This window comes from Pectobacterium carotovorum (assembly GCF_033898505.1).
In the GTDB taxonomy this organism is placed as follows: domain Bacteria; phylum Pseudomonadota; class Gammaproteobacteria; order Enterobacterales; family Enterobacteriaceae; genus Pectobacterium; species Pectobacterium carotovorum_J.
This window is the reverse complement of sequence record NZ_JAXAFK010000003.1, coordinates 110,237-136,259: the sequence shown is the minus strand read 5'-3', so window position 1 is coordinate 136,259 and position 26,023 is coordinate 110,237. Positions and strand designations below refer to the sequence as shown.

Here is a 26,023-nt window from a genome sequence, read left to right as displayed (position 1 = left end):
GTCTTGTGTAATGAACATATTGTGTAATGGGGAAAGGTGGAAATGAGTCTGATATGGCATGACTGGGATGTGGCAGACCTTAATGTGTATTCATTGCATGACATATTGGCGCTGCGCAGTCAGGTATTTGTGGTTGAGCAAACCTGCCCCTATTTAGATATTGATGGCCGCGATCTGGTGGACGGCAATCGCCATATTGCGGCGTACCGTGACGGCAAGCTGGCTGCGTATGCTCGCTTGCTCGCTCCCCATCCGAATAACGATGTGGTGACGATTGGGCGCGTGATTGTCGCGCCGCATGCCCGAGGGCAACATCTGGGGCATCAACTGATGGAGCACGCGCTGATTGCTTGCGCACGCCACTGGCCGCAAAAGCATCTTTTCCTGTCCGCGCAGGCTCACCTGCAAGCGTTCTACGGCGCGTTCGGCTTTGTGGCGACCGGCGAGGAATACGACGAAGACGGCATTCCGCATATTGATATGCTGTCGGCATTCTGAAATTAGGGATTCCTAAAAACCTAGATTTAGCATTCTGTCAGTACCATAAATGTTTCGTGCGCGTTGATTAAGGCTATTTTTGCAACCATTGTCGTATGCGCCCGACACGGTGCAGCTCAATCGCCGCTGCCCCGTGACCCCAGGCTTCTTGCGGGGAATCACGCCGCTTCGCGGTGCCTTCGACGCTCATGCCCGCTGCCGGACCACCAGCGACGCGCTCCCGACGCGGCGCTGGCTTTCGCGGCATCCATGCCGTTCATCCGGCGGTCATGTTCGTCTCCGCGTGATTCTTTACGCGCGTAACATCATAAAAATGAAAAGATTAAATCCAGAATGTTGTCGTTTGTTCTGGAAATTCATTCGTTTTAGAGGGGGAATGTAGCGGAAGTTATTGGGATTGTGGCTTAAACAAAAAACCGGCTAACGTATGGCCGGTTTTTTGCTATCTGAAAGCTGATTAGCTGGCAGCGTGGGAAATGGTGCTACCGAGTTTTTGCACATCCTGGCCAAAGCCGCGTGTGGTGTTACAGCCGCTCAATGTTGCTGTGACCAGCAACGCCACTACGATCGTTGTTATACGTTTCATCATCGTTACCAGCAGGTTGTTGATAAACAGGGTTTGATAGAAAGACCTTGATAGGGTTTTACTGTGTCATAACCGCAGGTAAAAATTCAATCCTCGATAGCGCTGAACCGGCTGATATTGTTTGAGATTATGTTGCTATCTATGCGGATTAGTTCAGACCTGAGTTGGTACTGTTATGGCATGGAGCTAAATCTAATCTGACGGGCAGTTTTTGTGCTAGGAGGGGATGTGGTTTACATCGTTGTGCGTTGAACAATGACGGAGGTTATCATTTAAGTAAGTAATACATAGAATATTGTGCAATATATTGGTATTGAAATTTTCTTAATTGGAAATATCTAGGATTGCGTTTTAATGAGTTTGAAATATTTTTATAGTTAACTCTCAATATAAAATAACGTATTTATAATATAAATGGAAATTATCAAAAATAAGATGCAGATCAATTTATTTTTTATTTTCTATTATTACACTACCTTAGTGAATTGGAGTGTTTTTCCTAAGTGTTAGGAGACGGTCTGAAACCTGATAAGGAATATTAATGAGTCTTCACCATTACTACCCACAGCTAAAATGGAAACCTGCCGAATACGAATCATTGATGCAGTTAGAGCAGGCAACAATACATGGCCTAACCCCAATAATCACGATACCTGACATTGACTGGGATTATGAAAATAAATGCTATAAAAAAAATCTTAATTCGTACCTGTCTAACTTTGGAGCTAATTTAGCATCTTCATGGTTAGCGAATCGTCCCATCTTACTTGATGTGAAACACCTAGATAGACATGGAACGAATCGCCATCATCCGCTAGACATATGCACTCAAGACGCAAGATCCTTTGGCAAAGAAATTATACCTGTCGTTTCACCAGTATCTTCACAAAATTATATTCATGCAATAAGGCGTAACTTAACAAATGGGATCGCAATTTCAATCACTCCGCAAACATTTCATCTGTTTGGCCAATTGATTAATCAATTTAATCTACCCCCATCTATTATTGACGTAATAATTGATTTTGGTGATATTCAAAATTCGAATAATAACCTTAAGCAATTAGCTTTGAGCGAGTTTAATACACTTGCTAGTCAAGCACACTGGAGGTCGTTGATCATTTCATCCACAGCATACCCAACTTCTCAGACTGGAATACCACAGCATCAAATTCATCATATTCCAAGGTATGAATATGATCTTTGGTCTTATGTTGTTCAGAATACAAATTTAAATAGAACACCAAGTTTTAGTGATTACCCTACAGCGAGTTCTACAATTACAAGTGTGAATCCACGTTTTATGTCACAATATGTGGCAGTGAGATATTCAAATGACACATCGTGGATTTTTGTTAAAGGAACAGCCGTAAAGGGAAATGGTTGGGGTCAAACGAAAAATCTTTGTAAGATCCTAGTTAGCTCTCCCGTCTATGCTGTCTATGGGCCACAATTTAGCTGGGGGGATGATTACATCAATCATAGAGCGCTTGGTACAAATAAGTCGGGTGGTTCGAAAGAATGGAGAAAAGTTGCTCATACCCACCATTTAAAACTAGTCGTTACACAACTAACTGGCTTGGCTCAAAGTTTACCTGCTAAGCCTTAATTTTCCAGTCAACACGTTGTTTCAATGCTGTTCTGACTTCATGCCTTAAATCAGAAACTGGAATTTTTTCTGCGACTACATTCCATAACTCAAAACGGGGCTTGCTTTTATATCCTTTATAACAGCCCCATCGTTCAAGAATTTCAAGACACTCCTCCTTCCAGAGAAGTTGAGCAAGTATCAAAGAATTATGCTGACGGTTTAATTTTTCACCACGCATATGTTTTATATGGATTGCACCTTTTGGCCCAACTGTAACTGTTTTCACTCCCCACCAATCAGGTATTAATTCCAAGGCTCCAAACAGATGCTTTTCAGCTATCACAAGTGTAACTTTGTCCATAACAGATGAGTAATGCTTAATTTGAAGTGGTAAACGTTCAAGAGAATCGTACTCACTTTTGAGTTCATAGCCATGTATGATCCCGTTAATTACAGCTATATCTGCTCTACTAGCGCCGAGAGATATGGAAAACTCATCAACAACAAGACAGTCAGGGTTTGAATGTATGCCTTTCAATAGTTTATGATGTACAGCAGCTCTAACATCTTGATCTTTCATGACTTCTCCCTAAACCTCCTGAAGATTATAGCGCACTGCATTTTACTGTATTTGCAACATTTGGCTAGGGCTATTAAAAGTATCCAGCTTAACTGGACTATTCACTTTCAGAATTTTTTCGCTTCCTCCTAAGTCAATGTCCGCCCTTCGTTCAATGCAGCCTATCAGATTTGATGGTGTTATGTCCGCGAATCAAGTCTGAGCTATGGTCGCTGAAAATGACTCATAGCTACTTAAGATGCCGCACAATGTCCTGCGACTGATGACATCGTCGTCCAGTACAAGGAAAAAGGATTTTGGTACTGCGGGCAAGCGGTGTTTGATTGGAAAGGGAGGCGGCTCGAAATAAGGTTTGTAAGCATTGCAAAAGGGGGGGATAGGGTGGGAAGCAATGGGCAGGTTTACCAGAGAAAACCTGCCCACGGAATGATTACTCTTCTTCCACCAGAAACAGTTCCAGCAGGGAGTTCAGGAACAGTTTGCCGTGTTCGGTGATTTGCCAGTGCGTGGCGGTTTCCGTCAGGTAGCCTTGCGCCAGCGCCTGATCCAGTTGCGGGCGGATGCTGTGTTCTTCCAGACCCGTGTACGCCGTGAAATCCGCGCGCGGGGCGGCTTCCAGCAGGCGAAAGCGGTTCATGAAGAACTCAAATGGCCGATCGTCGTTAGCAACGTCGTGCTGTTTATCCAGATACGTGCCCTGCATATAGCCACGCGGATGGCGGACTTTGACCGTGCGCAGAATGCGCCCGTCGCTGAAGGTCAGCTTGCCGTGCGCGCCACAGCCAATTCCCAAATAGTCACCGAAGCGCCAGTAGTTCAGGTTGTGTTGGCACTGATAGCCCGGTTTGGCATAGGCGGAGGTTTCATATTGCTGGTAGCCGGCGGCGCTCAGCAGCGCGTGGCCCTGCTCGTAGATGTCCCACAGCGCGTCGTCGTCCGGCAGCGTCGGCGGGCGCGAGCTAAACAGCGTATTGGGTTCAATCGTCAACTGATACCACGATAAATGCGGCGGATTGAGCGCGATGGCCTGACGCAGGTCGTCCAGCGCTTCGTCCAGCGATTGATCCGGTAAGCCGTGCATCAGGTCCAGATTAAAGCTGCGTAATTCCAGACCGGTCGCCAGGTGCGCGGCACGCTTGGCTTCGTCCGGGCCGTGAATACGCCCGAGGCGCGTCAGCTTTTGCGGATCGAAACTCTGCACGCCGATGGAGATGCGGTTAATGCCCGCCTTCTGATAGCCGCTGAAGCGGTCGGCTTCAACCGTTCCGGGATTGGCTTCCATCGTAATTTCGGCATCCGGCGTTAGCGGAATTCTTGCCCGAACGCCGTCGAGCAGCGCCTGCATCGCTTCCGCGCTCAGCAGGCTGGGCGTGCCGCCGCCGATGAAGATCGAATGCAGCGCACGACCGCTCGCCAGCGGCAAATCGGCGTCCAGATCCGCCAGCAGGTGATCGACATATTCCTGATGCGGCACATCGCCTTTCAGCGCGTGAGAGTTGAAATCGCAGTACGGGCATTTTTGCACGCACCACGGAATATGGATGTACAGGCTGAGCGGAGGAAGCTTAAGCATTACGTAGCGCATCCAGCAGCAAGCGCAGCGCCTGACCGCGGTGAGACTGTGCGTTCTTCTCTTCACGCGTCAGTTCTGCTGCCGTTTTACCCAGCTCTGGCACGAAGAAGATCGGGTCATAGCCGAAGCCACCGCTGCCTGTGGCTTCATGCGTCAGCACACCTTGCCAGCTACCGTGGCAGACAATCGGCGTCGGGTCTTCTGCGTGGCGCAGATAAACCAACACGCAGTGGAAGCTAGCGCGGCGCTGTTCATCCGGTACGTCTTTTAGCGCCAGCAGCAGCTTATCCAGATTCTGCTGGTCGCTGGCATCCACACCCGCGTAGCGGGCCGAGTAAATGCCCGGTGCGCCGCCCAGTGCATCGACAGCCAGCCCGGAATCATCGGCAATCGCCGGCAGTCCCGTGATTTGTGCCGCATGACGTGCTTTCAGGATGGCGTTTTCGATGAAGGTCAGGCCGGTTTCTTCGGCGGAATCCACGCCCAGTTCGGTCTGCGCCACAATATCCAGACCGAAATCGACCAGCAAGCTGGCGAGCTCGCGCACTTTACCGGGGTTTCCGGTAGCCAAAACCACTTTTTGCATCGTCTTGTCCTGCGTGTTTATTCAAGCGTGTTTATTCAATGAAGTCCGCGACGTCAGCCGGGATGTGTTGCGGATGGGTAATTCTAATCTGTTTATGCCGCCCGAGTTCGCCTTTTTCAATCACGACCAGACTCTTGGCGACCCGAAACTGTTTGGCGAGAAATTTGGTCAGATGGGCATTGGCTTGCCCATCCACCGGTGGTGCGGTAATGGCGACTTTCAGTTCGTCGTCATGCAAACCCACGATCTGATCCCGGCTGGCTTTCGGCTGAATATACAGCCGAATCACCAGCGCATCGCCGTGGCGGGTAATAGCACTCACAGCAGGAACCACAGCCCTGGGAACAGATCCATGCCCAGATAGTTGAGCATATACAGAATCAGAATGACGGCCATCGCAGAGAAATCAATGCCGCCCATAACCGGAATAACGCGGCGAAGCGGTGCCATCAACGGCTCGGTCAACTGGTGCAGTAAATATTCGATGGGGCTACGGCCCTGACTAACCCAACTCATGATAGAACGGATGATGATGACCCAGAAGACCAGATAGCCCGCAGATTTAATCAGCGAAATGAGCCCGACCAGCAGGTTCATGGGGCTGAGAGATATCGCGCCAACCTGAATCAACAGCAGTAACGGGTATTTGATGGTCGTGAGAATAAAGGCCAGCAGCAGTGAGGCGCTGTCAATCGGCCCTAACGACGGCAGAATGCGGCGCAGCGGCCCGACAATCGGCTGGGTGATTTTGACGACAAACTGCGACAGCGGGTTGTAGAAATCACTGCGTGACCACTGCATCCAGATGCGCAGCAGCAGGACCATTACATAGAGGTCGACCAGCGTTTTGACCAGAAAAGTCAGGGTGAGCATAAGTACGTCTTTTCCTTATAAGATAAAGAATCGGGGAACCCGCTTTGGTTAAAAAAGCGTTTCCATTTCCTGTGCGCGAGCAATTGCCGCCTGCATGGCCTCAGCCACGGTTTGCGTCAACTGCTGTTCGTTAAATACCCGCAGGGCTTCTGCCGTGGTGCCGCCCTTGGAGGTGACATTCTCCCGTAGCGTTGACAGCGGCGTATCGGGATTGGCTTCAACCAGCGCGGCAGCACCTGACGCGGCCTGTTGCACCAGCAGGCGAGCGGTTTCCTGACTGAATCCCTGACGGATAGCTTCCTGCTGCATGGCTTCCATAAACAGGAAGAAATAGGCCGGTGCGCTGCCCGCCGCGGCGATCACGCCGTTAATGCCCGGTTCGGTATCCACCCAGCAAATTTTACCCACGCTCTGCATCAGCTGTGCGGTGAAGTCTTTATCAGACTGGCTGACGGACGCGGGAGCATACATTCCGCTCATGCCTTTTCCGACCAGAGACGGCGTATTTGGCATAATCCGCACGATATTCAGCGGTTCTCCCAGCAGCGCCTGGAAACGGGCAATGCTGATGCCCGCCGCAATCGAGAGTACCAGTTTACCCGTGAAGTTGACGTGTTCATGTAGCGGTTCGCAAACTGTCGCCATCATTTGCGGTTTGACGGCCAGCACAATGACGTCCGCTTCCTGCGCGCAACGGACATTGTCCGCGCTGCTGATCACGCCGTATTGTGCAGCCAGCGCATCGCGATTCTTACCCGAAGGTGCGCAGACGCTGATGTGTTGAGCGGGGTAACCGCCGTTGACTAATCCGGCGATAATGGCCTGCGCCATGTTTCCGGCACCAATAAACGCTATTTTACGTTGCTGCATCTGCATCCTCGTTGCTCACCTGTTTGTCAAAGATGACGTGCCGTTCAGGGCGTGCCTCTGCGGTTTATGCGCTTTTGGCTGATGGTTTAGTTATACGCTTTTTGCTGCGTAGTCTCGCGCGCCAAAGATTGCCGTACCAATGCGCACCAGCGTGCTGCCCGCGGTAATCGCCGCACGCATGTCGTCCGTCATCCCCATAGAGAGTGTATCAATATGCGGATAAGTTGCGGACAACGTTTGGAACAGCGTTGCCATTTGTTTGAAAACAGCCAACTGCTGTTCATAGTCGGTTTCCGGTGCCGGAATCGCCATCAGGCCACGCAGTCGCAGATGAGGCAGTGCGGCGACGCCAGCGGCGAGTTCTGCGAGTTCATCGACCATAATGCCGGATTTGCTCGGCTCACTGCTGATATTAATCTGCAACAGAACATTTAACGGTGGCAACGTGGCCGGACGTTGTTCACTCAGACGCTGCGCGATGCGCAGACGATCTACGGTATGAAACCAGTCGAAATTCTCAGCCACCAGCCGACTTTTGTTTGACTGTAACGGGCCGATAAAGTGCCATTCCAGCGGCGTAGTCGGATGGTTTTCCTGGAAATAATGAATCTTCTCCACGCCTTCCTGAACGTAGTTCTCGCCAAACGCCTTTTGTCCTGCCGCGATGGCTTCTTCGATCGCGCTCACAGGTTTGGTTTTACTGACTGCAAGTAGCGTAATTTCTTCTGGTGCTCGTGCGCAATGCGCAGCGGCGGTGGCGATTTGCTGCCGGATGTCCTGTAGATTCTGCTGGATTGTCGTCATGGTTGTTCAGGAGGTTATCTATGGAATTAGATGAGTGGATGGTGCGTAGTGTAAAACATAATGCCTCGGATCTGCACCTTTGTAGCGGTCACCCTCCGGTGCTACGCGTGGATGGGCGGCTACAGCCTGAAAATACCTTACCACGTTTAACGCCGGAGCAGGTGGCACAATGGTGCGATGCCTGGCTCGAACCGGCTCAGCACGAGCAATTGCGGCAGGCTGGTCAGGTGGACGGGGCATTAATGCTGCCCGATGGACAACGCCTGCGGGTCAATGTATTTCGCCAGCGTGAGGGGCTGTCTGCGGCGCTGCGTGTTATCCCGTCCGTTCAACCTTCATTGGATGCATTACATGCGCCACCCGTTTTCTCGACGCTGCTGGAGAAACCGAACGGGCTGATCCTGATTACCGGTGCGACGGGGAGCGGCAAATCCACGACGCTAGCGGCAATGATCGGGGCGTTAAACGACAGCAGCGATCGCCATGTGATTACGCTGGAGGATCCGATCGAGTTTATCCATGCCAGCCGACGTTGCCTGATTCAACAGCGGGAGATCGGTACGCATAGCGCGTCTTTTGCGCAGGCGTTACGAGCCGCATTGCGGGAAGATCCCGATGTCATTCTACTGGGAGAGCTGCGCGATACGGAGACGATTCGGCTGGCGCTGACGGCGGCGGAAACTGGCCATCTGGTGCTATCTACGCTGCATACGCGCAGCGCATCGCAGGCGGTCGATCGTCTGATTGACGTCTTTCCCGGTGAAGAAAAAGCCTATGTTCGCAGCCAGCTCGCCACCTGTTTGCAGGCCGTGGTGACGCAAAGGCTGTTGCCCGCAGCGCAAGGCGGCCGCATTGCGCTTTATGAAGTGCTGACGGCGACTGCGGCGGTCAGCAACCTGATTCGGGAAGGGAAAACGCATCAGCTTCCCGGCCTGATTCAAACGGGAACGGCTGCGGGAATGCAAACGTTCGAGCAAAGCTACCAGCAGCGCTGTCGGGATGGGCTTATTTCACACAGTTGCGCCCTTGCCGTTTAGCCGCATAGAGGTTTGCATCGGCTAACTGAATCCAGTCCTCAACCGAAGCAAGATCGGAACGGTAAGCGGCAATCCCCGCGCTGATCGTGAAATGCAGAGTCTGGCGATCGTATTCCAACGTATGCTGCTCAATCGCTTTACGAATACGCTCAATGGTTACCACTGCCGTTTGGTAAGAGACATCTTTTAACAGGATGATGAACTCCTCACCGCCGAGGCGTGCGACCAGATCTTCCTGACGCAGAGACATGCGCATGAGCATCGCCAGCTCTTTAAGGACGGCATCGCCAGCCAGATGACCGTATTGATCGTTGATGTTTTTGAATAAATCGATATCAATAATCGCCAGACAGCTTTTATCTGTTTGCTGATTTTGCTGATTTTGCTGATTTTGCTGATTTTGCTGATTTTGCTGCTTGTGCAGAAAAAAGGCGTTGGCCTGTTCGAAGAAGCTGCTGCGATTGGGCAGGCCGGTGAGAAAATCATGCCCCGCGTTAAAGCGCAGGGAGGCCTCTATCTGTGTGCGCTCATCTTCCAGCGAACGGGCGTGAATGATGATGCCGAGCGTTTTCACCAGCGGAGCCAGTAGCTCGATCATCGTTTGATCGTAGCCTTCCCGACGGTTAGCCAGCGCGATCATTCCTATTGCTTTGCCGTTGTGGGTGATAGGAATTCCCAGCAGGGAATAGAGTGCGGGATGGATGGGAGGGAGGTCACGGCCAGCCTTTTGTCTCAGCAGGTTATTGGTGCACACTACCGTATTGTGCGTAACCACGTGACCAAACAGATTATCCAGTTTACGGAGCCTCAGGCCGCCGTGGGTTTTGCGCTGGTTTCTGTACCAGGCCAAAGTTTCTTCATCCCAGGCAAGATTGGATATCGCGGGAATGTAGAGCGACTGACCGTCTTCGTCTTCCTGCAACGTGGCAATGAAGCCAAAGGTGCTATTGGTGACGTCAAGCAGCCGTTCAAAGACTTTATCGCAGGCTGAAGGCAAGTTATGGTCGAGCAGAAAGCTATCGTGGACTGATAGCAGGATATCGAGAATGATGCCTTGCTGGTGGGCTTTTTTTTCGGTTTCGACGTTCTGTGTGATGTTGTGAGCATATTTAATGATTTTCCTCACATTGCCGTCACTATCCATGATCGGGCTGTAGGTCGCTTGTATCCAGTATGAATGGTTGTCTTTGCCCAGCCGGTGGAAGCGGCCACTGATGGGGTGATCGCGGTGCAGGGTCTCCCAAAACGTTTGATAGTCGGCTTGTTCGGTATCAACGGGATTGCAGAGTAGTCTGTGGTGCTGACCGAGTAATTCCTTTTCCTCATAGCCCGTTAGCACCAGATAATGTTTATTGATGTGGGTAATATAGCCGTCTTTATCAAACTCGATTACGCCTTGCGCGTTCTCAATCGCATCCAGCCGTGCGCGATGCTCTGACACAAGAAGTCTTTCCTGCGTAATATCCGTTGCCAGTTTTATGATGCCGATACGTCGGCCTTTGTCATCAATAATTGGCGTATAAGCCGCATGGAGCCAAATAATTTCTCCTTTTTGCGTTTTTCGCTGGAATTCCCCTGCGTTGATATTTCCTTTCACCACATCGTGCCAAAAATGATCGTGTTTTTGGCGCTGCGCTTCTGGCAGAAAAAATGTGTGATTTTTCTGAATAATATCTTCTTTTTTATAGCCCAGCATTTTGCAAAAAAGAGGATTAGCCTCAACCAGTTTTCCTGCCAGATCGAATTCGGCAATGGCATAAATGGAATCAAGCGCGTGTAGTTTGGCTTCACTGTCAAACCTGGTAATCAAATCGACTGACTGATTATTCATGTTTATCTCTGCCTATATTCTTTCTGTCTTTATCCTTGATTCGCTATTGTCAGAGGTATGATTTTATCGTGATGCCGTCTGTGGTGTTATCGGGCGATCGGCAGTCCCCCCTTTTTTACGCGAAAATCAATGGGACGAATTAATAAAATAGCCAGCTATTAATTAGATTAATAAACATTATATCGGAATGTAATTAATAGCCGGAAACGTACAGCGAATATCACCAATAAGGAATGTTTTTCATTGTCTTTTTATTCAATACATTAAGGCAATTACGTTGGCCGCTTTTACGCTGAAACCCTATTTATACGCTTATGTGTAAAAACAGAGAATAGCGGTAAAAAAATAATACTCAAATTATCTGAAAGTATACCTATAAAATAAGTGCGTTAAGCGTGAAGAGGGTTCCTGCCTTGTTCGATTATTTATTCGTCTTTTAAAGAGGATGGCGTAAGTAGTGGATTGACGGAAGGATGCCAGTGGCCAGCGCTGAGGCCGACCACTGGCGGTGTAATACACCCGCAGATTAGGAAAGGCGAGGTTCTACCTGAAACAGCGCCATCGATCGCATGAGCTGCTGAGACTGCTGCTCCAGCGATTGCGTAGTGGCGGATGAGGCTTTGACGAGCTGCGCATTGTGCTGAGCAACCTTGTCGATTTGCGTGAAAGCGACGTTGACCTGTTCGATACCGCGATGCTGCTCTTGCGTGGCGGTGGAGATGTCTCGCATCAGTTGCGTAATTCGGATGATTTCGTCGGTCACTTCATCCATGGTTTCACCCGCTTTAGAAGCCAATTCAAGCCCTTCGGACACGCGCGTCTGGGAATCCAAAATCAGCGAGCGGATCTCTTTTGCTGCCTGCGAGCTATGCTGCGCCAGATTGCGTACTTCTCCGGCGACAACGGCAAAGCCTCTGCCTTGTTCGCCAGCACGAGCGGATTCGACGGAGGCATTCAGCGCTAGAATGTTGGTCTGGAACGCGATGCCGTCAATGACGCTGAGGATGTCATTGATACGCTTGGCGCTGACGGCGATCTCCTGCATTTTCTCAATCACGTAACAGACGGACTCGTTGCTGCGGCTGCTGGTGTTCGAGACGTTGTTGGCGAGCTGGTGCGCGAGTTCGGCATGGTCGGCATTGAGCTTCACCGTGGCGCTGAGTTGCTCCATGCTCGCTGCCGTCTGTTCCAGTGCGGCAACGGATTCTTCGGTGCGTTGGGCAAGCTGGGCGTTCTCTTCAAACAGTTCGCGGCTGCCGAGATCGATTTGCGTGCTGGCATCGCGCACCTGGCTCACCGACTCCAGCAGCGCCCCTTGCATGCGGCCGATGGCATCATTGAGTCTACCCAGTTCGTTGTCCCCGCCTTGAATCAGGCGACGGGTCAGGTTACCGGCGGCCACCTGCTCCAGTTGTTCAATGGCATAATCCAACGGTTTGAGCAGCATGTGTCGCAGTGCGATCCAGGCTAATGCAACCAGCGTGATAGACAGCAGGCAGGCGATGGCAATGAGCAACAGCATCATGCTCTCATTACGTTCGGACTGTGCCAGACCCTGTTCGGACAGCTGCTGTGCGTACTGACGAAAGTTTTGGATCGATAAATCAAAGGCTTCACTCAGCGGGCCGAGCTGTTTTTCCAGAACCTCATAATATTCATCGGTATACTGTTTTTGCAGCGCGCTTAGCATCGGGGTCATGCCCTGTTGAAAATAGGCCTGATAGGTTTTTAACACTTCCTGCGCAAGCACTTGCTGTTTGGGATCGGCATTGGCTGATTTGATCACGCGGTCAATGTCTTTCTGCGACTGGCTGAGGTGTTTCTCTACGACTCCGGTTTCCTTCGCCCCGTCGTCCAGCAGGCCGATCTCGATTTTCCTGACGGCGAGCGTTGCCGACGCGCGCGCGCTGAGCGTTTGGTTATAGCCGCTCATCAGGTTGCCCAGCTCAATCCCCTGAATCTGATTTTGGGCTGTCAGCGTTTCCCTGTCTTTCTTAATGGCAATCACGCCCATGCTGCTGACGATGAGCAGCAACAGGGTGGTTAACAGCAATAACGTTAATAAGCCGGTACGAATAGAAATATTTTTCAACCTCATGGTGTCCTTTTCCTTACGCCGCCTTTCGTGGGTGATAACCCAGTCATCATTGGATGTGGTGTGTGCAACAGAAGAGAATACGTTATCTGTGTTGCGGTGCGATAAAATTAAAAAGATATGGCAGGCGTCAGGGATGTGGGAAAGGGCGTAGCCAGGCGGTTTCTCTCAACGCGGGTTTCTCTTAACACATAAGGGTATAAATAATTAGCCGTAGCGTTTACGCCTGGTTTATTATCTGTCAATAGCGTTGGTTTTTCAGGGGCGTACTTAATACGCCAGTCAATGATACCCAGAGGTATCCGAGGTTTATGTGCAGTTAACAAGTTTTACGGATTATGGCTTGCGGGCGCTGATTTATATGGCATCGCTGCCGGGCGGGAAAATGACCAGCATTTCTGAGGTAACGGAAGTGTATGGCGTGTCTCGTAATCATATGGTCAAAATTATCAATCAACTTAGTCGCGCTGGGTTGGTGATGGCCGTGCGCGGCAAGAATGGCGGTATCCGTCTTGGGAAACCAGCTGAAACCATTCGAATTGGCGATGTTGTGCGCGAATTAGAGCCGCTCACGCTGGTTAACTGTAACCATGATTTTTGCCACATTACGCCAGCCTGCCGTTTGAAGCAGGTGCTTCAACAGGCGGTACAAAATTTCCTGCAAGAGCTGGATCAATACACGCTGGCTGATATGGTCAAAGAAAACCCACCGCTTTATAAATTATTGTTGGTTGAATGAATTTTGTTCAGCCTCCTGCTGATGACAACGGAGGAACCGCAATGTCACAAGATCCATTCCTGGAACGAGAAGCAGAAAAATACGAATCCCCCATCCCCAGTCGTGAATATATTTTGGCGCACATCGCCAAGCGCGATACCCCGATTAGCCGGGAAGAATTAGCCGCCGACCTGCAATTAACCGGAGAAGAACCCCTCGAAGCACTGCGCCGCCGCCTGCGTGCGATGGAGCGCGATGGTCAGCTTATTTTTACCCGCCGCCAGTGCTATGCGTTGCCGGAAAAACTCGATCTGCTGCGTGGGACGGTTATCGGTCACCGTGATGGCTTCGGTTTCCTGCGTGTGGAAGGCCGCAAAGACGATCTGTATCTGTCGGCTGAAGAGATGAAACGCGCAATTCACGGCGATGTTGTGCTGGCACAGCCGCTGGGCGCGGATCGTAAAGGACGGCGTGAAGGGCGCATTGTACGCGTGCTGGAACCGCGTACCGGGCAAATTGTCGGCCGCTATTTTGTCGATGCCGGTGTCGGGTTCGTGGTACCGGATGACAGTCGTCTGAGCTTCGATATTCTGATCCCGAAAGAAGAAATTAACGGCGCCCGTATGGGTTTCGTGGTGGTGGTTGAGCTGACACAGCGCGCCACGCGCCGCACGAAAGCGGTCGGTAAGATCGTCGAGATCCTCGGTGATAATATGGGCACCGGGCTGGCGGTGGATATCGCTCTGCGTACCCACGATATTCCGCACACCTGGCCACCGAAAGTGGAAGAACAGGTGAAAGATCTTGCTGAAGAAGTGCCGGAAGCGGCGAAAAAGGGCCGTGTGGATCTGTGTAAGCTGCCGCTGGTCACAATTGATGGTGAAGATGCCCGCGATTTTGATGACGCGGTGTACTGTGAGAAAAAACGCGGCGGCGGCTGGCGGCTGTGGGTTGCCATTGCGGACGTGAGCTACTACGTGCGGCCGAATACGCCGCTTGACCATGAAGCGCGGGCGCGTGGCACCTCGGTGTACTTCCCGTCGCAGGTGGTTCCGATGTTGCCGGAAGTGCTGTCGAACGGGCTATGTTCGCTCAACCCGCAGGTCGATCGTCTGTGTATGGTTTGTGAAATGACCATCTCGGCGCAGGGCAAGCTGTCGTCTTACAAGTTCTATGAAGCGGTGATGAGTTCACACGCGCGTCTGACCTACACCAAGGTGTGGAACATTCTGCAAGGTGACGCCGAGCTGCGTGAGCACTACAAACCGCTGGTGGGCGGGCTGGAAGAGCTGCACCACATGTATAAGGTGCTTGAGCACGCGCGTGAAGTGCGCGGCGGCATCGCGTTCGAAACCGAAGAAGCGAAGTTCATTTTTAACGCCGAGCGCCGTATCGACCGTGTGGAAGCCGTGGTGCGTAACGATGCCCACAAGCTAATTGAAGAGTGCATGATTCTGGCGAATATCTCCGCCGCGAGATTTGTGGAGAAAAACGAAGAGCCTGCGCTGTTCCGCGTACACGATCAGCCGAGTGAAGATCATGTATTAGCCCTGCGCAGCGTGCTGGGCGAGCTGGGGCTGACGCTGAAAGGCGGAATGAAGCCACAGCCGAAAGACTACGCGGAATTGATGAATGAGGTAGCGGAGCGTCCCGATCGGGAAATGCTGCAAACTATGCTGCTGCGTTCCATGAAGCAGGCGATTTATGACCCGGAAAATCGGGGTCACTTCGGTCTGGCATTGACGTCTTACGGCCACTTTACGTCGCCGATTCGTCGTTATCCTGACCTGTCGCTGCACCGTGCGATTAAGTATCTGCTGAGCAATCGCCATGAGCGTTGGACGTCAACGGGCGGCTGGCATAGCGATATTAACGAGATGCTACAGCTGGGCATGCATTGTTCGATGACGGAGCGCCGTGCGGATGAAGCTACGCGCGACGTTGCGGACTGGCTGAAGTGCGACTTTATGCAGGATCACGTGGGGGAAGTCTTTACGGGAATTATCTCCAGCGTGACCGGTTTTGGCTTCTTCGTGCGCCTGAAAGACCTGTTTATCGATGGGCTGGTGCACGTTTCTACGCTGGATAATGACTACTACCGTTACGATAATATCGGTCAGCGGCTGATCGGTGAATCGCGCGGGCAGGTTTATCGTCTGGGTGATGAAGTCGAAATTCGCGTTGAGGCGGTGCATATGGATGAGCGCAACATTGATTTTGCGCTGATTTCCAGCACGCGCAAGGTCCGCGGCGAAGGGAAAACCGCGCGCGACCGCGCGAAGAAACCGGAATCGCGTGAGGCTAAGCCAGCCCGACGTCGTCGCAGCGCCAGCAAAGCGCCGGCAAACTTTGAGCCGGATGCCGCGTTCCGCAAAGAAGGCGACCGCAACGCGAAATCGGATAAGCCAAAAGCCAAGCCGAAAAAGAACCGCGATAAAGCGAAAAAGAACGCGGAAAAAACGCGTAAAATCGCCGCCGCAACCAAAGCGAAACGGGCGAAGAAAAAGTCTGCTGAGTAAGGTTAGCTAATCTGCTCCCTCCCCTGTGAAGGGGAGGGCAGGGGCAAACCGCTATCTCTAAATTAACGGGCACCGCCTGTTATGGTTAATCTGAAGAGTATCAATGAGCGAAATTATTTACGGTATCCATGCGGTTAAAGCACTGCTTGAGCGCGATCCACAGCGTTTTCTGGAAGTTTTTGTTCTGAAAGGGCGCGACGATCGTCGCCTTCAGCCTGTGATTGCGGAGCTGGAAGCGCAGGGCATCGTCATTCAAGTGGCGAATCGTCAATGGCTGGATAAGCAGGCTGACGACGCGGTGCATCAGGGGATCGTAGCGAAAGTCAAAGAAGGGCGGAAATATCAGGAAAACGATCTGCCTGCACTGTTAGACAATCTGGAAACGCCTTTCCTGCTGATATTGGACGGTGTGACCGATCCACACAACCTGGGCGCTTGCCTGCGTAATGCGGACGGGGCCGGCGTGCATGCGGTGATCGTGCCGCGCGATCGTTCTGCACAACTGAATGCGACAGTGAAGAAGGTTGCCTGTGGCGCGGCGGAAACCGTACCGGTTATCAGCGTGACCAATCTGGCTCGTACCATGCGCCTGTTACAGGAGCGTAATATCTGGATCGTCGGCACGGCGGGTGAAGCGGATCATACGCTGTACCAAAGCAAGCTGACTGGGCCACTGGCGCTGGTCATGGGCGCGGAAGGGGAAGGCATGCGTCGCCTGACCCGCGAGCATTGCGATGAATTGATCAGCATTCCGATGGCGGGCAGCGTGTCTTCCCTGAATGTGTCTGTTGCTACTGGCGTGTGCCTGTTTGAAGCCGTTCGCCAGCGCGCGTAATCACTGTCGTCATCAATAATAGCGAGGTGCCATAAGGCACCTCGTTGCATATTGGTGGGGGTATATTCTGATTGTGCTTATGCCGCGGGGCTCGCCAGCCGGTGAACGCCTTGCTGTGAAGGCTGTAAAAGCCGGAAGACGGAAACCGCGTCAGAAAGCACGATGGCCTGCTGCTCCAGCGAGTGAGCGGCAGAAGAGGATTGCTCCACCAGTACGGTGTTTTGCTGCGTGTTCTGATCCATTTCTATAATGGCCTGACCAACCTGAGAAATACCGCGATGCTGTTCGTCCGAGGCGGTCGTAATATCTTTCATGATGGCGTGGACCTGTGTCACTGACTGGACAATCCCTTCCATTGTTTTTCCCGCGCTGTTAACGAGTGCTGCCCCGTTATTAATCTGCGAAACCGATTCGGCAATGAGCGTGTCGATCTCTTTGGCAGCCTGCGCGCTGCGCTGTGCCAGATTGCGTACTTCGCTGGCGACGACGGCGAAACCGCGGCCTTGTTCACCGGCTCGTGCTGCCTCTACCGCGGCATTGAGCGCCAGGATGTTGGTTTGAAACGCGATGCTGTTGATCATTGAAGTAATTTCAGCGATGCGGTGGGAACTTTGCGCGATATCGTGCATGGTGTGGACGGCTTTAGAAACCTGCTCTCCCCCTTGGTTCGCAGTATCGGAGGCATCCATAACCAGCCGGTTGGCCTGATGGGCATTATCGGCATTCTGTTTCACCGTTGACGTCAGCTGTTCCATACTGGCGGCGGTTTCTTCCAGCGCGGCAGCTTGCTGCGTCGTACGGACGGAGAGATCGGCGTTACCGGCAGAAATTTCCCCTGCGGCATAGGAAATCTGGTTTGCGCTGAGGCGAATTTTATCAATCATGCTGTGCAAATTGTTGTTCATCTGCCCCATGGCTGAAATCAGCTGGCCCAGCTCATCGCGGCGTTCATTGTGAAGCTGTACGGTAAGGTCGCCTTCCGCAATCGCGCGGGTGGCGTGTAACGCCTGATGTAGCGGGCGTACAATTTGCCGCGAGATAACGATTGCTGTGGTCAGGCCGAGTATGATGGCAATCAGCGTAATCACGCCCAGCTGTATATCGCTGCTAATGACGTTACGGCCCGCGCGGGTCTCTTCCGTGAAGTAAAGTTTATTGATATTTTCCTGCAACCCCGCCATTTGATCGTTTAATTCACTGAGCCGCTGTTGGCTGACATCCGGGCTCATAACCTGCTGGCGCTGTGAAATATAGGCGTTGAGGGATGCGCTGATATCCTGAATCGCGCTTTTATCTTCCGTTGGCCAATGGCCCGTCTCGATCGCTTTCAGCAGTGCTGACAGCTCTTCCTTAATGTTACCAATCGCACTATCGTGCTGTTCCAGATACTGTGCTTTACGCTCCAGCGCATAACCAAAGTTGCCTTCCCGCGCGACAACAGTTTTGTCATACATGGCGCCAAGACGGCTGATGCGTTTTAACGACTGGTCGCTATTGTGTAATCCGTAAAAGCCGACCATGGAGAGAATCACCCCCATGATGAGCAATAAACCAAACCCTACCAATAACTTTCGCGTTACAGACAGGTTTTGAAATGACATCCAGCGCAGCATAAACCTCTTCCTTTCGTTCATTAATTATTTACCGTCATGGCAGGCCAGGAACGGATTAGTTGTTGTTGTGTGTTTGCATAAAAAGCAGGTGATGAATGTGAAACGGGCACTATCTAACTGATAAAAAATGCCTTATCTGTTATCGGCATTTCAGGCGCAATGCTTATTCATTTTCTTAAAAATGTGAGGATACATCGTGCGGATGTGAAGGCTGGGGGGATAACGCGCTCCGCTGGGGATTCCTGAGTTGTTTATCACGTAAAGTCATGTATAAACGCTTTGCTATGCAAGAATCATCTATACCCGTCATACTTCAAATTGCTTGTGCGTTGGCTGCCCTTACTCACCCCAGTCACTTACTTGTGTAAGCTCCTGGGGATTCGTGCAGTTGCCGCCTTCACGCAACTCGAATTATTTAGGGTATATAATTCTTCTTTACTTCTCCTTATTCGTTGCTGATGCGCCAACGAGTCTCATTTAAAAGGAATGTCGCTATGCCTATTGTTACGTCGCTATTCGCTTTCGCCTCTTATTTCTTTATCGGGTTTGCCATGGTGTTGGCCTTCCTGTTCATCTACACCCGCGTGACGCCGCATGATGAATGGGCGCTGATTAAAGAGAACAACGGTACGGCAGCCATTGGGTTTGGTGGGGCGTTAATTGGCTATGTCATCCCGCTTTCCAGCGCGGCGATTAATTCGGTGAGTCTGGTGGATTACATTACCTGGGGCGTGGTTGCGCTGGTGGTGCAATTGCTGATTTATTTCGCCGTGCGTCTGTATATGCCGCGTCTTAGCCAGCATATCCAGAATAACGATATTGCCTCTGGCGCCTTTCTCTGTGCCGCCTCGCTCAGCGGCGGGATTCTGAATGCGGCGTGTATGTCGTATTAATTTGCCGTTGCATGACGATACCGGGAATATGCCCGGTATTGTTTGGCGGACCTCCTTGCCCAGCACCTTTGTTTACCGCATTTTGACAACCTGCTCCGCAGATTCAGTGGTACAGCACGGCACGCGCGAACCACATGCCGGGGAGTGTTGTGGCTTCTGATTTCAGTACAATCACATAGTAATGCGCGCCAGAGGCATCGGCTTTTTGTTGAAGGGCGCGATCGACATCATCTGCATTTCCGCGCATGCTAACTGAAATCGTCCCCACTTTTTCCAACTGGCTGGTTTGCGCGTAGCGAATTTCAAGCGCTTTCTCCGCAGGCGGCGGTGGCGCGACAGGCTTCCCTTGTATGATCTGGCAGCCCGATAGCATCAGTATTAAGGGTAAGAAAAGTATCCGCACGATGTTCATCGTTTCAGCCTGACAGGAGTAGATAGCAGGAGTGTAGCGCTATCGTCGGGCCGATGGCATTCTCTTTAACAGGGAAAAATGACAGGCGGGCAACGGGGGCCCGCCTGTGAGTTGAGGTTAGCGCGGAGTGACCAGCGTGAAATCTTCGCCTTTGAAGACTTTTACCGGATTGCCGCGTTCTATCTGGTGGTGGAACAGACGCCGCTGTGCCCGTAGTTCAGCATGCTGCTGTTGTTGTAACGCTTCCAGACGATAGGCGATGAGATAACAGGCCAGACGCTTGTTTGCGTGCTGGCTGCGCTCACTTTGCACTTTCACCGTGATGCCGCTGGCGACATGGGTGGCGCGGACGGCAGACTCGGTTTTATTCACATGCTGTCCGCCGGGGCCGGAGGATTTCGTGGCTTCAAAACGAATCTCGTTGTCGGCAAACGCCTGTTCCTGATGAAAGCGGGCAACGCCGATAAACCAGTTCTTGCGTCCGCCACCTTTACGCCAGGGGCTATTGCACGTCCACTGAAGCGTACCGCACCAGCTGGCAGCCAGCGGTTCCGCCCGATCACCGTTTAACAGCACCAGTGCGGAACGTAGTGTGCCAGCGCGTTTCCCCGCTTCGGTTTCGACGATGTCACATTCGATACCTTGCCGTGCGGCATCCTGTACCAGAGCCTGCAACGCTTTTGCCGTTGCCAGCATGCATTCGTCCGGCCCCTGTGCGGCGGAGAGCTGAAGCAATATCATTTGTCCTCCCCGCGCGTTTTGTAGGTGAGAACCGGTTTCAGGCGCGCAATCAGCGTGATTAATCCTGCCTGCTGCATTGCGCCAATCACGCTGTCTATCGGTTTGTAGGCCTCTGGCGCTTCCTGAAAAATCAGCTGTCTGTCCTGACAAATCACGCGGCTGCCGAAACGGGTACGCGCCAGTTGCTGGACGCTGTAGCGTGAAGACAGCCGATCTTTACACTCCGTGCGCATCCATTTTCTGCCCGCGCCATGTGCCAGTGAATACAGGCTGTCAGCGTGGGGAATGGGTTGCACAATATAGCTGTAGTCACCGCGCGAGCCGGGAATGATGACCGGACCGCAGTCGGCAGGTGTCGCGCCTTTGCGGTGCAGCCAGCCGGAAATGCCTTCAATCGTTGTCGGTGTCACCAGATTGTGGTTGACGTCCAGTGCGGCATCACCTTCCGTATGCCAGCGATCCAGCATTCGCTGCGCGATCAGCCGCCGATTGTGGGTGGCAAACGTCAGCGCAAACTGGTGCTGTTCCAGATAGGCCTCTGCGGCAGGCGTGTTGGCTTCAAGCCCCTGATGGCCGAATTCCCGCACGTGGGCTTCCAGTATGGTTTGCCCTAATCCACGTGAGCCGCTGTGAACGAGCAACAGCAGCTGTTTAGGATCAATATGCAGAGCGTGCAGCGCATCTGGCTGATAGATTTCATCAAGCTGCTGTAATTCCGCAAAATGATTACCGCCGCCGATGGTGCCCAGCGAATAGCGGAAATCCGCTAGCGATGGGGGAATCTCAATATCGTCTTCCAGTGGTCCATCGATATTACCAAGCCGCTTCTCCAGCTTATCCAGCGAAATTTTGTTGGCGTTCAGGCTCGTGCGCCATAGCGCCATGCCGCAGCCGATGTCGTTTCCGACCAGCGCCGGATAGAAGCGCTGTTGTGAAAAAAAGGCGGCACCAATAGGGTAACCACGGCCCGGATGCAAATCTGGCATACCGGCCACGCGAACCATATCGGGAAGTTGTGATGTAATTTGAAGCTGTTGGATTGCTTTATCTTCAATCCAGGTATTTTCCGTCGCGATCACACTGACGCGCGCCGAAATAGAGCGAATAGCATTGCCCATAGATCATCCTGCTGATCAATTTAAAAATAGGGTAAGGCAGGCTACAGCTGGGGGGATAACGCAAAGCGGAAAAGAATGCGGAATTAGTCCCGAGATGTCCTGCAAAGAATCAGAGTAAGTGCTGTCATGATGTCGTCTCCTTTGTCAGTGTGGGGGAAGGGTGAAAAAACGTCGGCATAATACGCAAGTGGCGGCCATCGTGCAATACCTGCAACACGATGGCCGTTATACCCGTCATACTTCAAGCTGCAGGTGTGTTGGCTGCGCTTAGTTACCCGAATCACTTACCTGAGTAAGCTCATCGGGATGCCTTCTCTTGCCGCTGGCCTGCAACTCGAATTATTTAGGGGATGTGTGAATGTTAAATACGGAAGACGCTGACCAGCTCGCTGAGGTGGTGGCCTTTCTGGCGCAGACCCTGTGCGGTGTCTTCCGAATTGTTGACCAGAATGGTGTTTTCCTGCGTTGCCTGACCAATCTGTACAATCGCGATGTTCACCTGACCAATCCCGGCAGACTGCTCGCGTGAGGCGATATCGATATCGTTCACGATGGTACTGACCTGCATGATGCGGTTGCGCAAGTCGTCCATTACCGCCTGCGTTTTTTCTGAGAAATGGTAACCCGCTTCGATTTTCTCCAGCGACTCATCAATCAGGGTTTCGATCTCTTTCACGGCGGTAGAACTGCGCTGTGCCAGCGCGCGAACTTCCGCAGCAACCACGGCAAAGCCTCTGCCGTGCTCACCTGCACGAGCGGCTTCAACCGCCGCGTTCAGAGCCAGAATATTGGTCTGGAAAGCGATAGATTCGATCACCGTCGTGATGTCGGCAATGCGCTGTGAGGAGTTTTTGATGTCGCTCATCGTAGAGACGGAGTCGGTGACGGTCTGGCTACCGTTTCGTGCTGCCGCTGCGCTCTGTTCTGCCAGATCTTTGGCGGCGGAGACGTTATCGGCGTTCTGTTTCACGCTGGCGGAAAGTTGCTCCATGCTGGCAGACGTTTCTTCGACGCTGCTGGCCTGGCGGGCAATCTGTTCGCTGATATTTTCACTATCGGCAGCCAGCGCATCGGTCGCGGCGCTGATTTCTTCGGCCGAGTTTCTCACCTGCGACACAATGGTAGTCAGTCCTTGACCGATACCATTAATCGCATCAATCAGGCGGCCTACTTCGTCGGTACGGTTGCTGGAAAGCGTCGCTGTCAGGTTACCGGCAGAAAACTGTTCCGCCACTTTGACGACTTCAACCAGCGGCTGGCTCAGCCATTTGCGCGTCAGCACGACAAAGAATGCAGCGAAGAACAAAACCAGAATAATGCCGCCGCCCAAAAACAGGTTACGGGTGTGATTAATCTCAGCCATTAGGCTTTCTTTACTCACTGTGCCTGCAACAATCCAGTTCCACTGTGGAATACTGCGATACACCATGATTCGGGTTCTTTCTTCGCCCGTCATCGTGTTGTTGTCGTATTCGATCGTACCATTACCGGTTGCCAGCACTTTCTCTAACGCACCTTCCGACCAGTCAGGGCGCTGGTTAGCATTGCTTTGGTGATAAAGGTAATTTCCTGCATCTTTTCCTTTTTTCGTACTAAGAACAAAGAAATGGCCTGTTTCACCCATTTTCTTGTTCAGAATCGTTTGTTGCATCTCGGTAAATTGCTTCGTGATGTCGACACCGACGAACAGAATGCCGATAACCTTGTTTGCACTGTCGCGTATCGGCTGGTACTGGGTGATGTACTGTTTGCCGAACAGCGTTGCTAGACCACTGTAGGTGTCACCTTTCATCACGAGCGCATAGGCTGGGCTCTCACGATCGAGCTTAGTGCCCATTGCGCGCGATCCATCTTCTTTTTTCAGTGAAGTGGTGACGCGCGTAAAATCCTCTCCATCGCGGACAAAGATCGTTGAGATCGCGTGGGTACGGCTCAGAAAGTCGTCCGGCACTTCGGTGTTGAGGTTCAAGACGGTATCGCCGGCCTTAAGCGTTGGGTGGGAGGTGTCGCCGAAAGGTGTGCGGTTAACGGTATCCAGCGAAAACTGTGTCGGCAGAAAGCTGGCTAACAGGCGCGTATAGTTGCTGACCTCGGCTTGCAGGCTGGTATCGTACATGTTGATCATGTCGGTGACGCCATTCACCTGGCTTTGCATATCGTTGAGGGTCAGGGTTTTGAGCTGATTGCCTGCTGAGCGGGTGAGGGATAGGGTGAACGCAATGAAAAGTATCGCCACGCTTAATGAAGCGATGACAGATAACTTGATACCCAGGCCCCAGTGTTTAAAAGAAAGTCCCAACATATGTGTGTCTCTTATAATAAAAAAGGTTATTTTTTAGTCTTGCTTCACATGCGTTAACGGCAGTAAATGAAAAAAAATTAATCACGGAGTGTAAACATTCATTTCGGTTATTGATCTGGATCAATGTGATTTTTTTATTTACATAAATACGCCGTTTAAATCAGCACGGAATTCATGACGACACGGGATAAGAAGACTGCTGTGAGTGGGTTTAGCGTAGAAGGACGCCCCCTTTCTGCTAAATACGATTTCGCTACATAAAAATAGGCTGACAGAACTGAAAACGAGGGAAATATGGTCGAAATGTCATTGGATAAGCTCAGTAGCGGTATTGAAGCGATTCACGCGGTGCCGGCAGGAAGGAGAGAGCAGCCGTTACCGACGATTTTTTTCTTTCATGGTTACACTTCCTCAAAAGAGGTGTATTCGTATTTTGGCTATGCGCTGGCGCAGGCCGGATTTCGGGTGATACTGGCCGATGCGGCCATGCACGGCGCGCGCTATGACGGGGATGACGCGCAGCGGCTGCGCCACTTCTGGGATATCCTGCAGGCGAACATTGAAGAGCTCCCTAGCTATGTAGCGGAATATCGACAGCGCGGCCTGATCGATGGGGAGCAGATTGGCGTTTGCGGCGCGTCGCTTGGCGGAATGAGTGCGCTGGGGTGTATGGCGCGTTATCCCTGGATTACTGCGGTGGCGGCGTTTATGGGCTCCGGCTATTTCTCTACGCTATCGTCAGCACTGTTTCCTCCGGTTCCGGCCGATCGTGAGGAAAATCAGGCGGCGTTGCAGGCGTTAGCGAGCAAACTGGCTGATTATGATGTCACCATGCGTTTGGACGCGCTGTCCGATCGGCCGCTGCTGGTATGGCACGGTGAAGCGGATGACGTCGTGCCGGCGGCAGAAAGCGTTCGTCTTTATCAGGCATTACAAGCGCGCGATAAACTGGCCAATCTGACGTATCTGACCGAGCCGGGTGTGGGGCACCGCATTACGCCAACGGCGTTGCAGGCAGGTGCTGATTTCTTCCGGCGGACGCTGTCATTCCGCCCCGATCGCTGAAATATTGCCACGCAGAAAACTCCTGTGTTTCTTCCTTGTGTTCTTTAATGTCGGGCACTATACTTACGCGTCATTTTTTCAGCCGCACACATACACGTTCCTTGCCTCCACGGGCCGCGGTTGACCCAGACAGGAGGCTGAATAATCCGTAAGGAGCAATTCGATGCGTCATTACGAAATCGTATTTATGGTTCATCCTGACCAGAGCGAACAGGTTCCGGGCATGATCGAGCGCTACACTGCTACCATCACTGGTGCGCAGGGCACGATCCACCGTCTGGAAGACTGGGGCCGCCGTCAGCTGGCTTACCCGATCAACAAACTGCACAAGGCACACTACGTTCTGCTGAACGTTGAAGCGCCGCAGGAAGCGATCGATGAGCTGGAAACAAACTTCCGCTTTAACGATGCCGTTATCCGCAGCATGGTTATGCGCGTTAAGCACGCGGTAACTGAAGCATCTCCAATGGTGAAAGCGAAAGACGAACGCCGTGAGCGTCGTGAAGATTTCGCTGAAGCTGGCGATGATGTGGATGCAGGGGATTCTGAAGAGTAATTGTTGTGGTGACGGTAAATCGTCTGGTGTTGTCCGGCACAGTGTGCAAGACGCCCATTCGTAAAGTCAGCCCGTCAGGTATTCCTCACTGTCAGTTTGTGCTTGAGCACCGCTCGACGCAGGAGGAAGCCGGATTGAGTCGGCAAGCATGGTGTCGTATGCCCGTGATTGTCAGCGGACTCTCGTCACAAGCAGTTACCCACAGTATAACGGTCGGCACGCAACTTACCGTGCACGGGTTCATTAGCTGCCATCAAGGGCGCAATGGCTTGAGCAAGATAGTGTTACATGCCGAGCAGATTGAATTGATAGATTCTGGAGACTAGC

At 52.0% G+C, this 26,023-nt stretch carries 26 protein-coding genes; 10 read left to right on the top strand and 16 right to left on the bottom strand.

The features are described 5' to 3' along the window. The first annotated feature begins 42 nt into the window (after positions 1–42). The gene (locus tag R9X49_RS15225) at positions 43–498 is read left to right on the top strand and encodes a GNAT family N-acetyltransferase (RefSeq protein ID WP_319849194.1); all 456 of its coding nucleotides are present in this window, start codon (positions 43–45) and stop codon (positions 496–498) included. A 73-nt stretch (positions 499–571) separates the two neighbouring features. Here R9X49_RS15225 and R9X49_RS15220 read toward each other — a convergent pair whose 3' ends face one another. Together R9X49_RS15220 and R9X49_RS15215 are read right to left on the bottom strand one after the other, a co-directional pair. After that, on the bottom strand, positions 572–745 hold the full coding sequence (locus R9X49_RS15220) for a hypothetical protein (protein WP_319849193.1): 174 nt from the start codon (positions 743–745) through the stop codon (positions 572–574). 210 nt (positions 746–955) lie between these two features. Continuing rightward, positions 956–1,084: an entericidin A/B family lipoprotein gene (locus R9X49_RS15215; RefSeq protein WP_225088216.1), complete on the bottom strand. Its 129-nt coding sequence runs from the start codon at positions 1,082–1,084 to the stop codon at positions 956–958. 541 nt (positions 1,085–1,625) lie between these two features. Here R9X49_RS15215 and R9X49_RS15210 point away from each other — a divergent pair. Beyond that, positions 1,626–2,693 (top strand): beta family protein, encoded by a 1,068-nt coding sequence (locus tag R9X49_RS15210; RefSeq protein WP_319849192.1) that lies wholly within the window; start codon positions 1,626–1,628, stop codon positions 2,691–2,693. Here the strand turns inward: R9X49_RS15210 and R9X49_RS15205 are convergent. The 7 genes from R9X49_RS15205 to R9X49_RS15175 form a co-directional block, all read right to left on the bottom strand. After that, the gene (locus tag R9X49_RS15205) at positions 2,683–3,255 is read right to left on the bottom strand and encodes a sce7726 family protein (RefSeq protein WP_319849191.1); all 573 of its coding nucleotides are present in this window, start codon (positions 3,253–3,255) and stop codon (positions 2,683–2,685) included. The two genes, R9X49_RS15210 and R9X49_RS15205, sit on opposite strands and share 11 nt — an antisense overlap. Positions 3,256–3,685: 430 nt before the next feature. Next, entirely contained in the window at positions 3,686–4,828 is a 1,143-nt protein-coding gene (hemW, locus tag R9X49_RS15200) for a radical SAM family heme chaperone HemW (RefSeq protein ID WP_319849190.1), read from the bottom strand. Beyond that, on the bottom strand, positions 4,821–5,414 hold the full coding sequence (locus R9X49_RS15195) for an XTP/dITP diphosphatase (protein ID WP_319849189.1): 594 nt from the start codon (positions 5,412–5,414) through the stop codon (positions 4,821–4,823). Before R9X49_RS15195 ends, hemW begins: the two co-directional genes overlap by 8 nt. A gap of 31 nt (positions 5,415–5,445) precedes the next feature. Next, the gene (gene yggU, locus R9X49_RS15190; protein ID WP_319849188.1) at positions 5,446–5,736 is read right to left on the bottom strand and encodes a DUF167 family protein YggU; all 291 of its coding nucleotides are present in this window, start codon (positions 5,734–5,736) and stop codon (positions 5,446–5,448) included. After that, positions 5,733–6,287 (bottom strand): YggT family protein, encoded by a 555-nt coding sequence (locus R9X49_RS15185; protein WP_010279107.1) that lies wholly within the window; start codon positions 6,285–6,287, stop codon positions 5,733–5,735. The genes yggU and R9X49_RS15185 overlap by 4 nt, the downstream gene beginning before the upstream one ends. A 48-nt stretch (positions 6,288–6,335) precedes the next feature. Then, positions 6,336–7,157 (bottom strand): pyrroline-5-carboxylate reductase, encoded by an 822-nt coding sequence (proC, locus tag R9X49_RS15180; RefSeq protein ID WP_319849187.1) that lies wholly within the window; start codon positions 7,155–7,157, stop codon positions 6,336–6,338. 90 nt (positions 7,158–7,247) lie between these two features. Further along, complete coding sequence (locus tag R9X49_RS15175) at positions 7,248–7,961, bottom strand: YggS family pyridoxal phosphate-dependent enzyme (RefSeq protein WP_319849186.1); 714 nt, start codon at positions 7,959–7,961, stop codon at positions 7,248–7,250. Positions 7,962–7,981: 20 nt separating this feature from the next. Here R9X49_RS15175 and R9X49_RS15170 point away from each other — a divergent pair, with 20 nt between their 5' ends. Continuing rightward, on the top strand, positions 7,982–8,998 hold the full coding sequence (locus tag R9X49_RS15170; protein WP_319849185.1) for a type IV pilus twitching motility protein PilT: 1,017 nt from the start codon (positions 7,982–7,984) through the stop codon (positions 8,996–8,998). On the opposite strand, the gene R9X49_RS15165 is transcribed toward R9X49_RS15170, so the two are convergent. Both R9X49_RS15165 and R9X49_RS15160 read right to left on the bottom strand, forming a co-directional pair. Next, entirely contained in the window at positions 8,967–10,829 is a 1,863-nt protein-coding gene (locus R9X49_RS15165) for a diguanylate cyclase (RefSeq protein WP_319849183.1), read from the bottom strand. The genes R9X49_RS15170 and R9X49_RS15165 overlap by 32 nt on opposite strands. A gap of 526 nt (positions 10,830–11,355) precedes the next feature. Continuing rightward, positions 11,356–12,927, bottom strand: coding sequence for a methyl-accepting chemotaxis protein (locus R9X49_RS15160; protein WP_319849182.1), 1,572 nt, complete (start codon positions 12,925–12,927; stop codon positions 11,356–11,358). Positions 12,928–13,237: 310 nt separating this feature from the next. On the opposite strand from R9X49_RS15160, the gene nsrR reads away from it, so the two are divergent. From nsrR to rlmB, 3 genes are all read left to right on the top strand, one after another. Next, complete coding sequence (gene nsrR, locus R9X49_RS15155; protein ID WP_319849181.1) at positions 13,238–13,663, top strand: nitric oxide-sensing transcriptional repressor NsrR; 426 nt, start codon at positions 13,238–13,240, stop codon at positions 13,661–13,663. A 41-nt stretch (positions 13,664–13,704) separates the two neighbouring features. Beyond that, the gene (gene rnr / locus R9X49_RS15150) at positions 13,705–16,161 is read left to right on the top strand and encodes a ribonuclease R (RefSeq protein ID WP_319849180.1); all 2,457 of its coding nucleotides are present in this window, start codon (positions 13,705–13,707) and stop codon (positions 16,159–16,161) included. Positions 16,162–16,264: 103 nt separating this feature from the next. Continuing rightward, positions 16,265–16,996, top strand: a complete 732-nt coding sequence (gene rlmB, locus R9X49_RS15145; protein WP_015841585.1) for a 23S rRNA (guanosine(2251)-2'-O)-methyltransferase RlmB — start codon at positions 16,265–16,267, stop codon at positions 16,994–16,996. Between the two features lie 77 nt (positions 16,997–17,073). Here rlmB and R9X49_RS15140 read toward each other — a convergent pair whose 3' ends face one another. Next, the gene (locus R9X49_RS15140; RefSeq protein WP_319849179.1) at positions 17,074–18,609 is read right to left on the bottom strand and encodes a methyl-accepting chemotaxis protein; all 1,536 of its coding nucleotides are present in this window, start codon (positions 18,607–18,609) and stop codon (positions 17,074–17,076) included. A 494-nt stretch (positions 18,610–19,103) separates the two neighbouring features. Here R9X49_RS15140 and R9X49_RS15135 point away from each other — a divergent pair, with 494 nt between their 5' ends. After that, a complete protein-coding gene (locus tag R9X49_RS15135) occupies positions 19,104–19,502 on the top strand; it encodes a DUF350 domain-containing protein (RefSeq protein WP_319849178.1) in 399 nt (132 codons plus the stop codon). 103 nt (positions 19,503–19,605) lie between these two features. On the opposite strand, the gene bsmA is transcribed toward R9X49_RS15135, so the two are convergent. From bsmA to R9X49_RS15115, 4 genes are all read right to left on the bottom strand, one after another. Further along, positions 19,606–19,914: a biofilm peroxide resistance protein BsmA gene (gene bsmA / locus R9X49_RS15130; RefSeq protein ID WP_319849177.1), complete on the bottom strand. Its 309-nt coding sequence runs from the start codon at positions 19,912–19,914 to the stop codon at positions 19,606–19,608. Positions 19,915–20,031: 117 nt separating this feature from the next. Beyond that, entirely contained in the window at positions 20,032–20,655 is a 624-nt protein-coding gene (gene prfH / locus R9X49_RS15125; RefSeq protein ID WP_319849176.1) for a peptide chain release factor H, read from the bottom strand. Beyond that, positions 20,652–21,773 carry an RNA ligase RtcB family protein gene (locus R9X49_RS15120; protein WP_319849175.1) on the bottom strand — a complete coding sequence of 374 codons (1,122 nt, stop codon included), beginning with the start codon at positions 21,771–21,773 and terminating at the stop codon, positions 20,652–20,654. Before R9X49_RS15120 ends, prfH begins: the two co-directional genes overlap by 4 nt. A gap of 361 nt (positions 21,774–22,134) precedes the next feature. Next, the gene (locus R9X49_RS15115) at positions 22,135–24,075 is read right to left on the bottom strand and encodes a methyl-accepting chemotaxis protein (RefSeq protein WP_319849174.1); all 1,941 of its coding nucleotides are present in this window, start codon (positions 24,073–24,075) and stop codon (positions 22,135–22,137) included. A 294-nt stretch (positions 24,076–24,369) separates the two neighbouring features. Here R9X49_RS15115 and yjfP point away from each other — a divergent pair, with 294 nt between their 5' ends. From yjfP to priB, 3 genes are all read left to right on the top strand, one after another. Further along, positions 24,370–25,140, top strand: coding sequence for an esterase (yjfP, locus tag R9X49_RS15110; RefSeq protein ID WP_319849173.1), 771 nt, complete (start codon positions 24,370–24,372; stop codon positions 25,138–25,140). Between the two features lie 163 nt (positions 25,141–25,303). After that, positions 25,304–25,696, top strand: coding sequence for a 30S ribosomal protein S6 (gene rpsF, locus R9X49_RS15105; protein ID WP_005974793.1), 393 nt, complete (start codon positions 25,304–25,306; stop codon positions 25,694–25,696). A 5-nt stretch (positions 25,697–25,701) separates the two neighbouring features. Then, on the top strand, positions 25,702–26,022 hold the full coding sequence (gene priB, locus R9X49_RS15100) for a primosomal replication protein N (RefSeq protein WP_015841576.1): 321 nt from the start codon (positions 25,702–25,704) through the stop codon (positions 26,020–26,022). Position 26,023 lies beyond the last annotated feature (1 nt).

What these genes read in the sequence shown, in the direction of transcription:
- R9X49_RS15225 (WP_319849194.1), top strand. Translation starts at nt 43, where the DNA reads ATGAGTCTGATATGGCATGACTGGGATGTGGCAGACCTTAATGTGTAT.
- R9X49_RS15220 (WP_319849193.1), bottom strand. Translation starts at nt 745, where the DNA reads ATGCCGCGAAAGCCAGCGCCGCGTCGGGAGCGCGTCGCTGGTGGTCCG.
- R9X49_RS15215 (WP_225088216.1), bottom strand. Translation starts at nt 1,084, where the DNA reads ATGAAACGTATAACAACGATCGTAGTGGCGTTGCTGGTCACAGCAACA.
- R9X49_RS15210 (WP_319849192.1), top strand. Translation starts at nt 1,626, where the DNA reads ATGAGTCTTCACCATTACTACCCACAGCTAAAATGGAAACCTGCCGAA.
- R9X49_RS15205 (WP_319849191.1), bottom strand. Translation starts at nt 3,255, where the DNA reads ATGAAAGATCAAGATGTTAGAGCTGCTGTACATCATAAACTATTGAAA.
- hemW (WP_319849190.1), bottom strand. Translation starts at nt 4,828, where the DNA reads ATGCTTAAGCTTCCTCCGCTCAGCCTGTACATCCATATTCCGTGGTGC.
- R9X49_RS15195 (WP_319849189.1), bottom strand. Translation starts at nt 5,414, where the DNA reads ATGCAAAAAGTGGTTTTGGCTACCGGAAACCCCGGTAAAGTGCGCGAG.
- R9X49_RS15185 (WP_010279107.1), bottom strand. Translation starts at nt 6,287, where the DNA reads ATGCTCACCCTGACTTTTCTGGTCAAAACGCTGGTCGACCTCTATGTA.
- proC (WP_319849187.1), bottom strand. Translation starts at nt 7,157, where the DNA reads ATGCAGCAACGTAAAATAGCGTTTATTGGTGCCGGAAACATGGCGCAG.
- R9X49_RS15175 (WP_319849186.1), bottom strand. Translation starts at nt 7,961, where the DNA reads ATGACGACAATCCAGCAGAATCTACAGGACATCCGGCAGCAAATCGCC.
- R9X49_RS15170 (WP_319849185.1), top strand. Translation starts at nt 7,982, where the DNA reads ATGGAATTAGATGAGTGGATGGTGCGTAGTGTAAAACATAATGCCTCG.
- R9X49_RS15165 (WP_319849183.1), bottom strand. Translation starts at nt 10,829, where the DNA reads ATGAATAATCAGTCAGTCGATTTGATTACCAGGTTTGACAGTGAAGCC.
- R9X49_RS15160 (WP_319849182.1), bottom strand. Translation starts at nt 12,927, where the DNA reads ATGAGGTTGAAAAATATTTCTATTCGTACCGGCTTATTAACGTTATTG.
- rnr (WP_319849180.1), top strand. Translation starts at nt 13,705, where the DNA reads ATGTCACAAGATCCATTCCTGGAACGAGAAGCAGAAAAATACGAATCC.
- rlmB (WP_015841585.1), top strand. Translation starts at nt 16,265, where the DNA reads ATGAGCGAAATTATTTACGGTATCCATGCGGTTAAAGCACTGCTTGAG.
- R9X49_RS15140 (WP_319849179.1), bottom strand. Translation starts at nt 18,609, where the DNA reads ATGCTGCGCTGGATGTCATTTCAAAACCTGTCTGTAACGCGAAAGTTA.
- R9X49_RS15135 (WP_319849178.1), top strand. Translation starts at nt 19,104, where the DNA reads ATGCCTATTGTTACGTCGCTATTCGCTTTCGCCTCTTATTTCTTTATC.
- bsmA (WP_319849177.1), bottom strand. Translation starts at nt 19,914, where the DNA reads ATGAACATCGTGCGGATACTTTTCTTACCCTTAATACTGATGCTATCG.
- prfH (WP_319849176.1), bottom strand. Translation starts at nt 20,655, where the DNA reads ATGATATTGCTTCAGCTCTCCGCCGCACAGGGGCCGGACGAATGCATG.
- R9X49_RS15120 (WP_319849175.1), bottom strand. Translation starts at nt 21,773, where the DNA reads ATGGGCAATGCTATTCGCTCTATTTCGGCGCGCGTCAGTGTGATCGCG.
- R9X49_RS15115 (WP_319849174.1), bottom strand. Translation starts at nt 24,075, where the DNA reads ATGTTGGGACTTTCTTTTAAACACTGGGGCCTGGGTATCAAGTTATCT.
- yjfP (WP_319849173.1), top strand. Translation starts at nt 24,370, where the DNA reads ATGGTCGAAATGTCATTGGATAAGCTCAGTAGCGGTATTGAAGCGATT.
- rpsF (WP_005974793.1), top strand. Translation starts at nt 25,304, where the DNA reads ATGCGTCATTACGAAATCGTATTTATGGTTCATCCTGACCAGAGCGAA.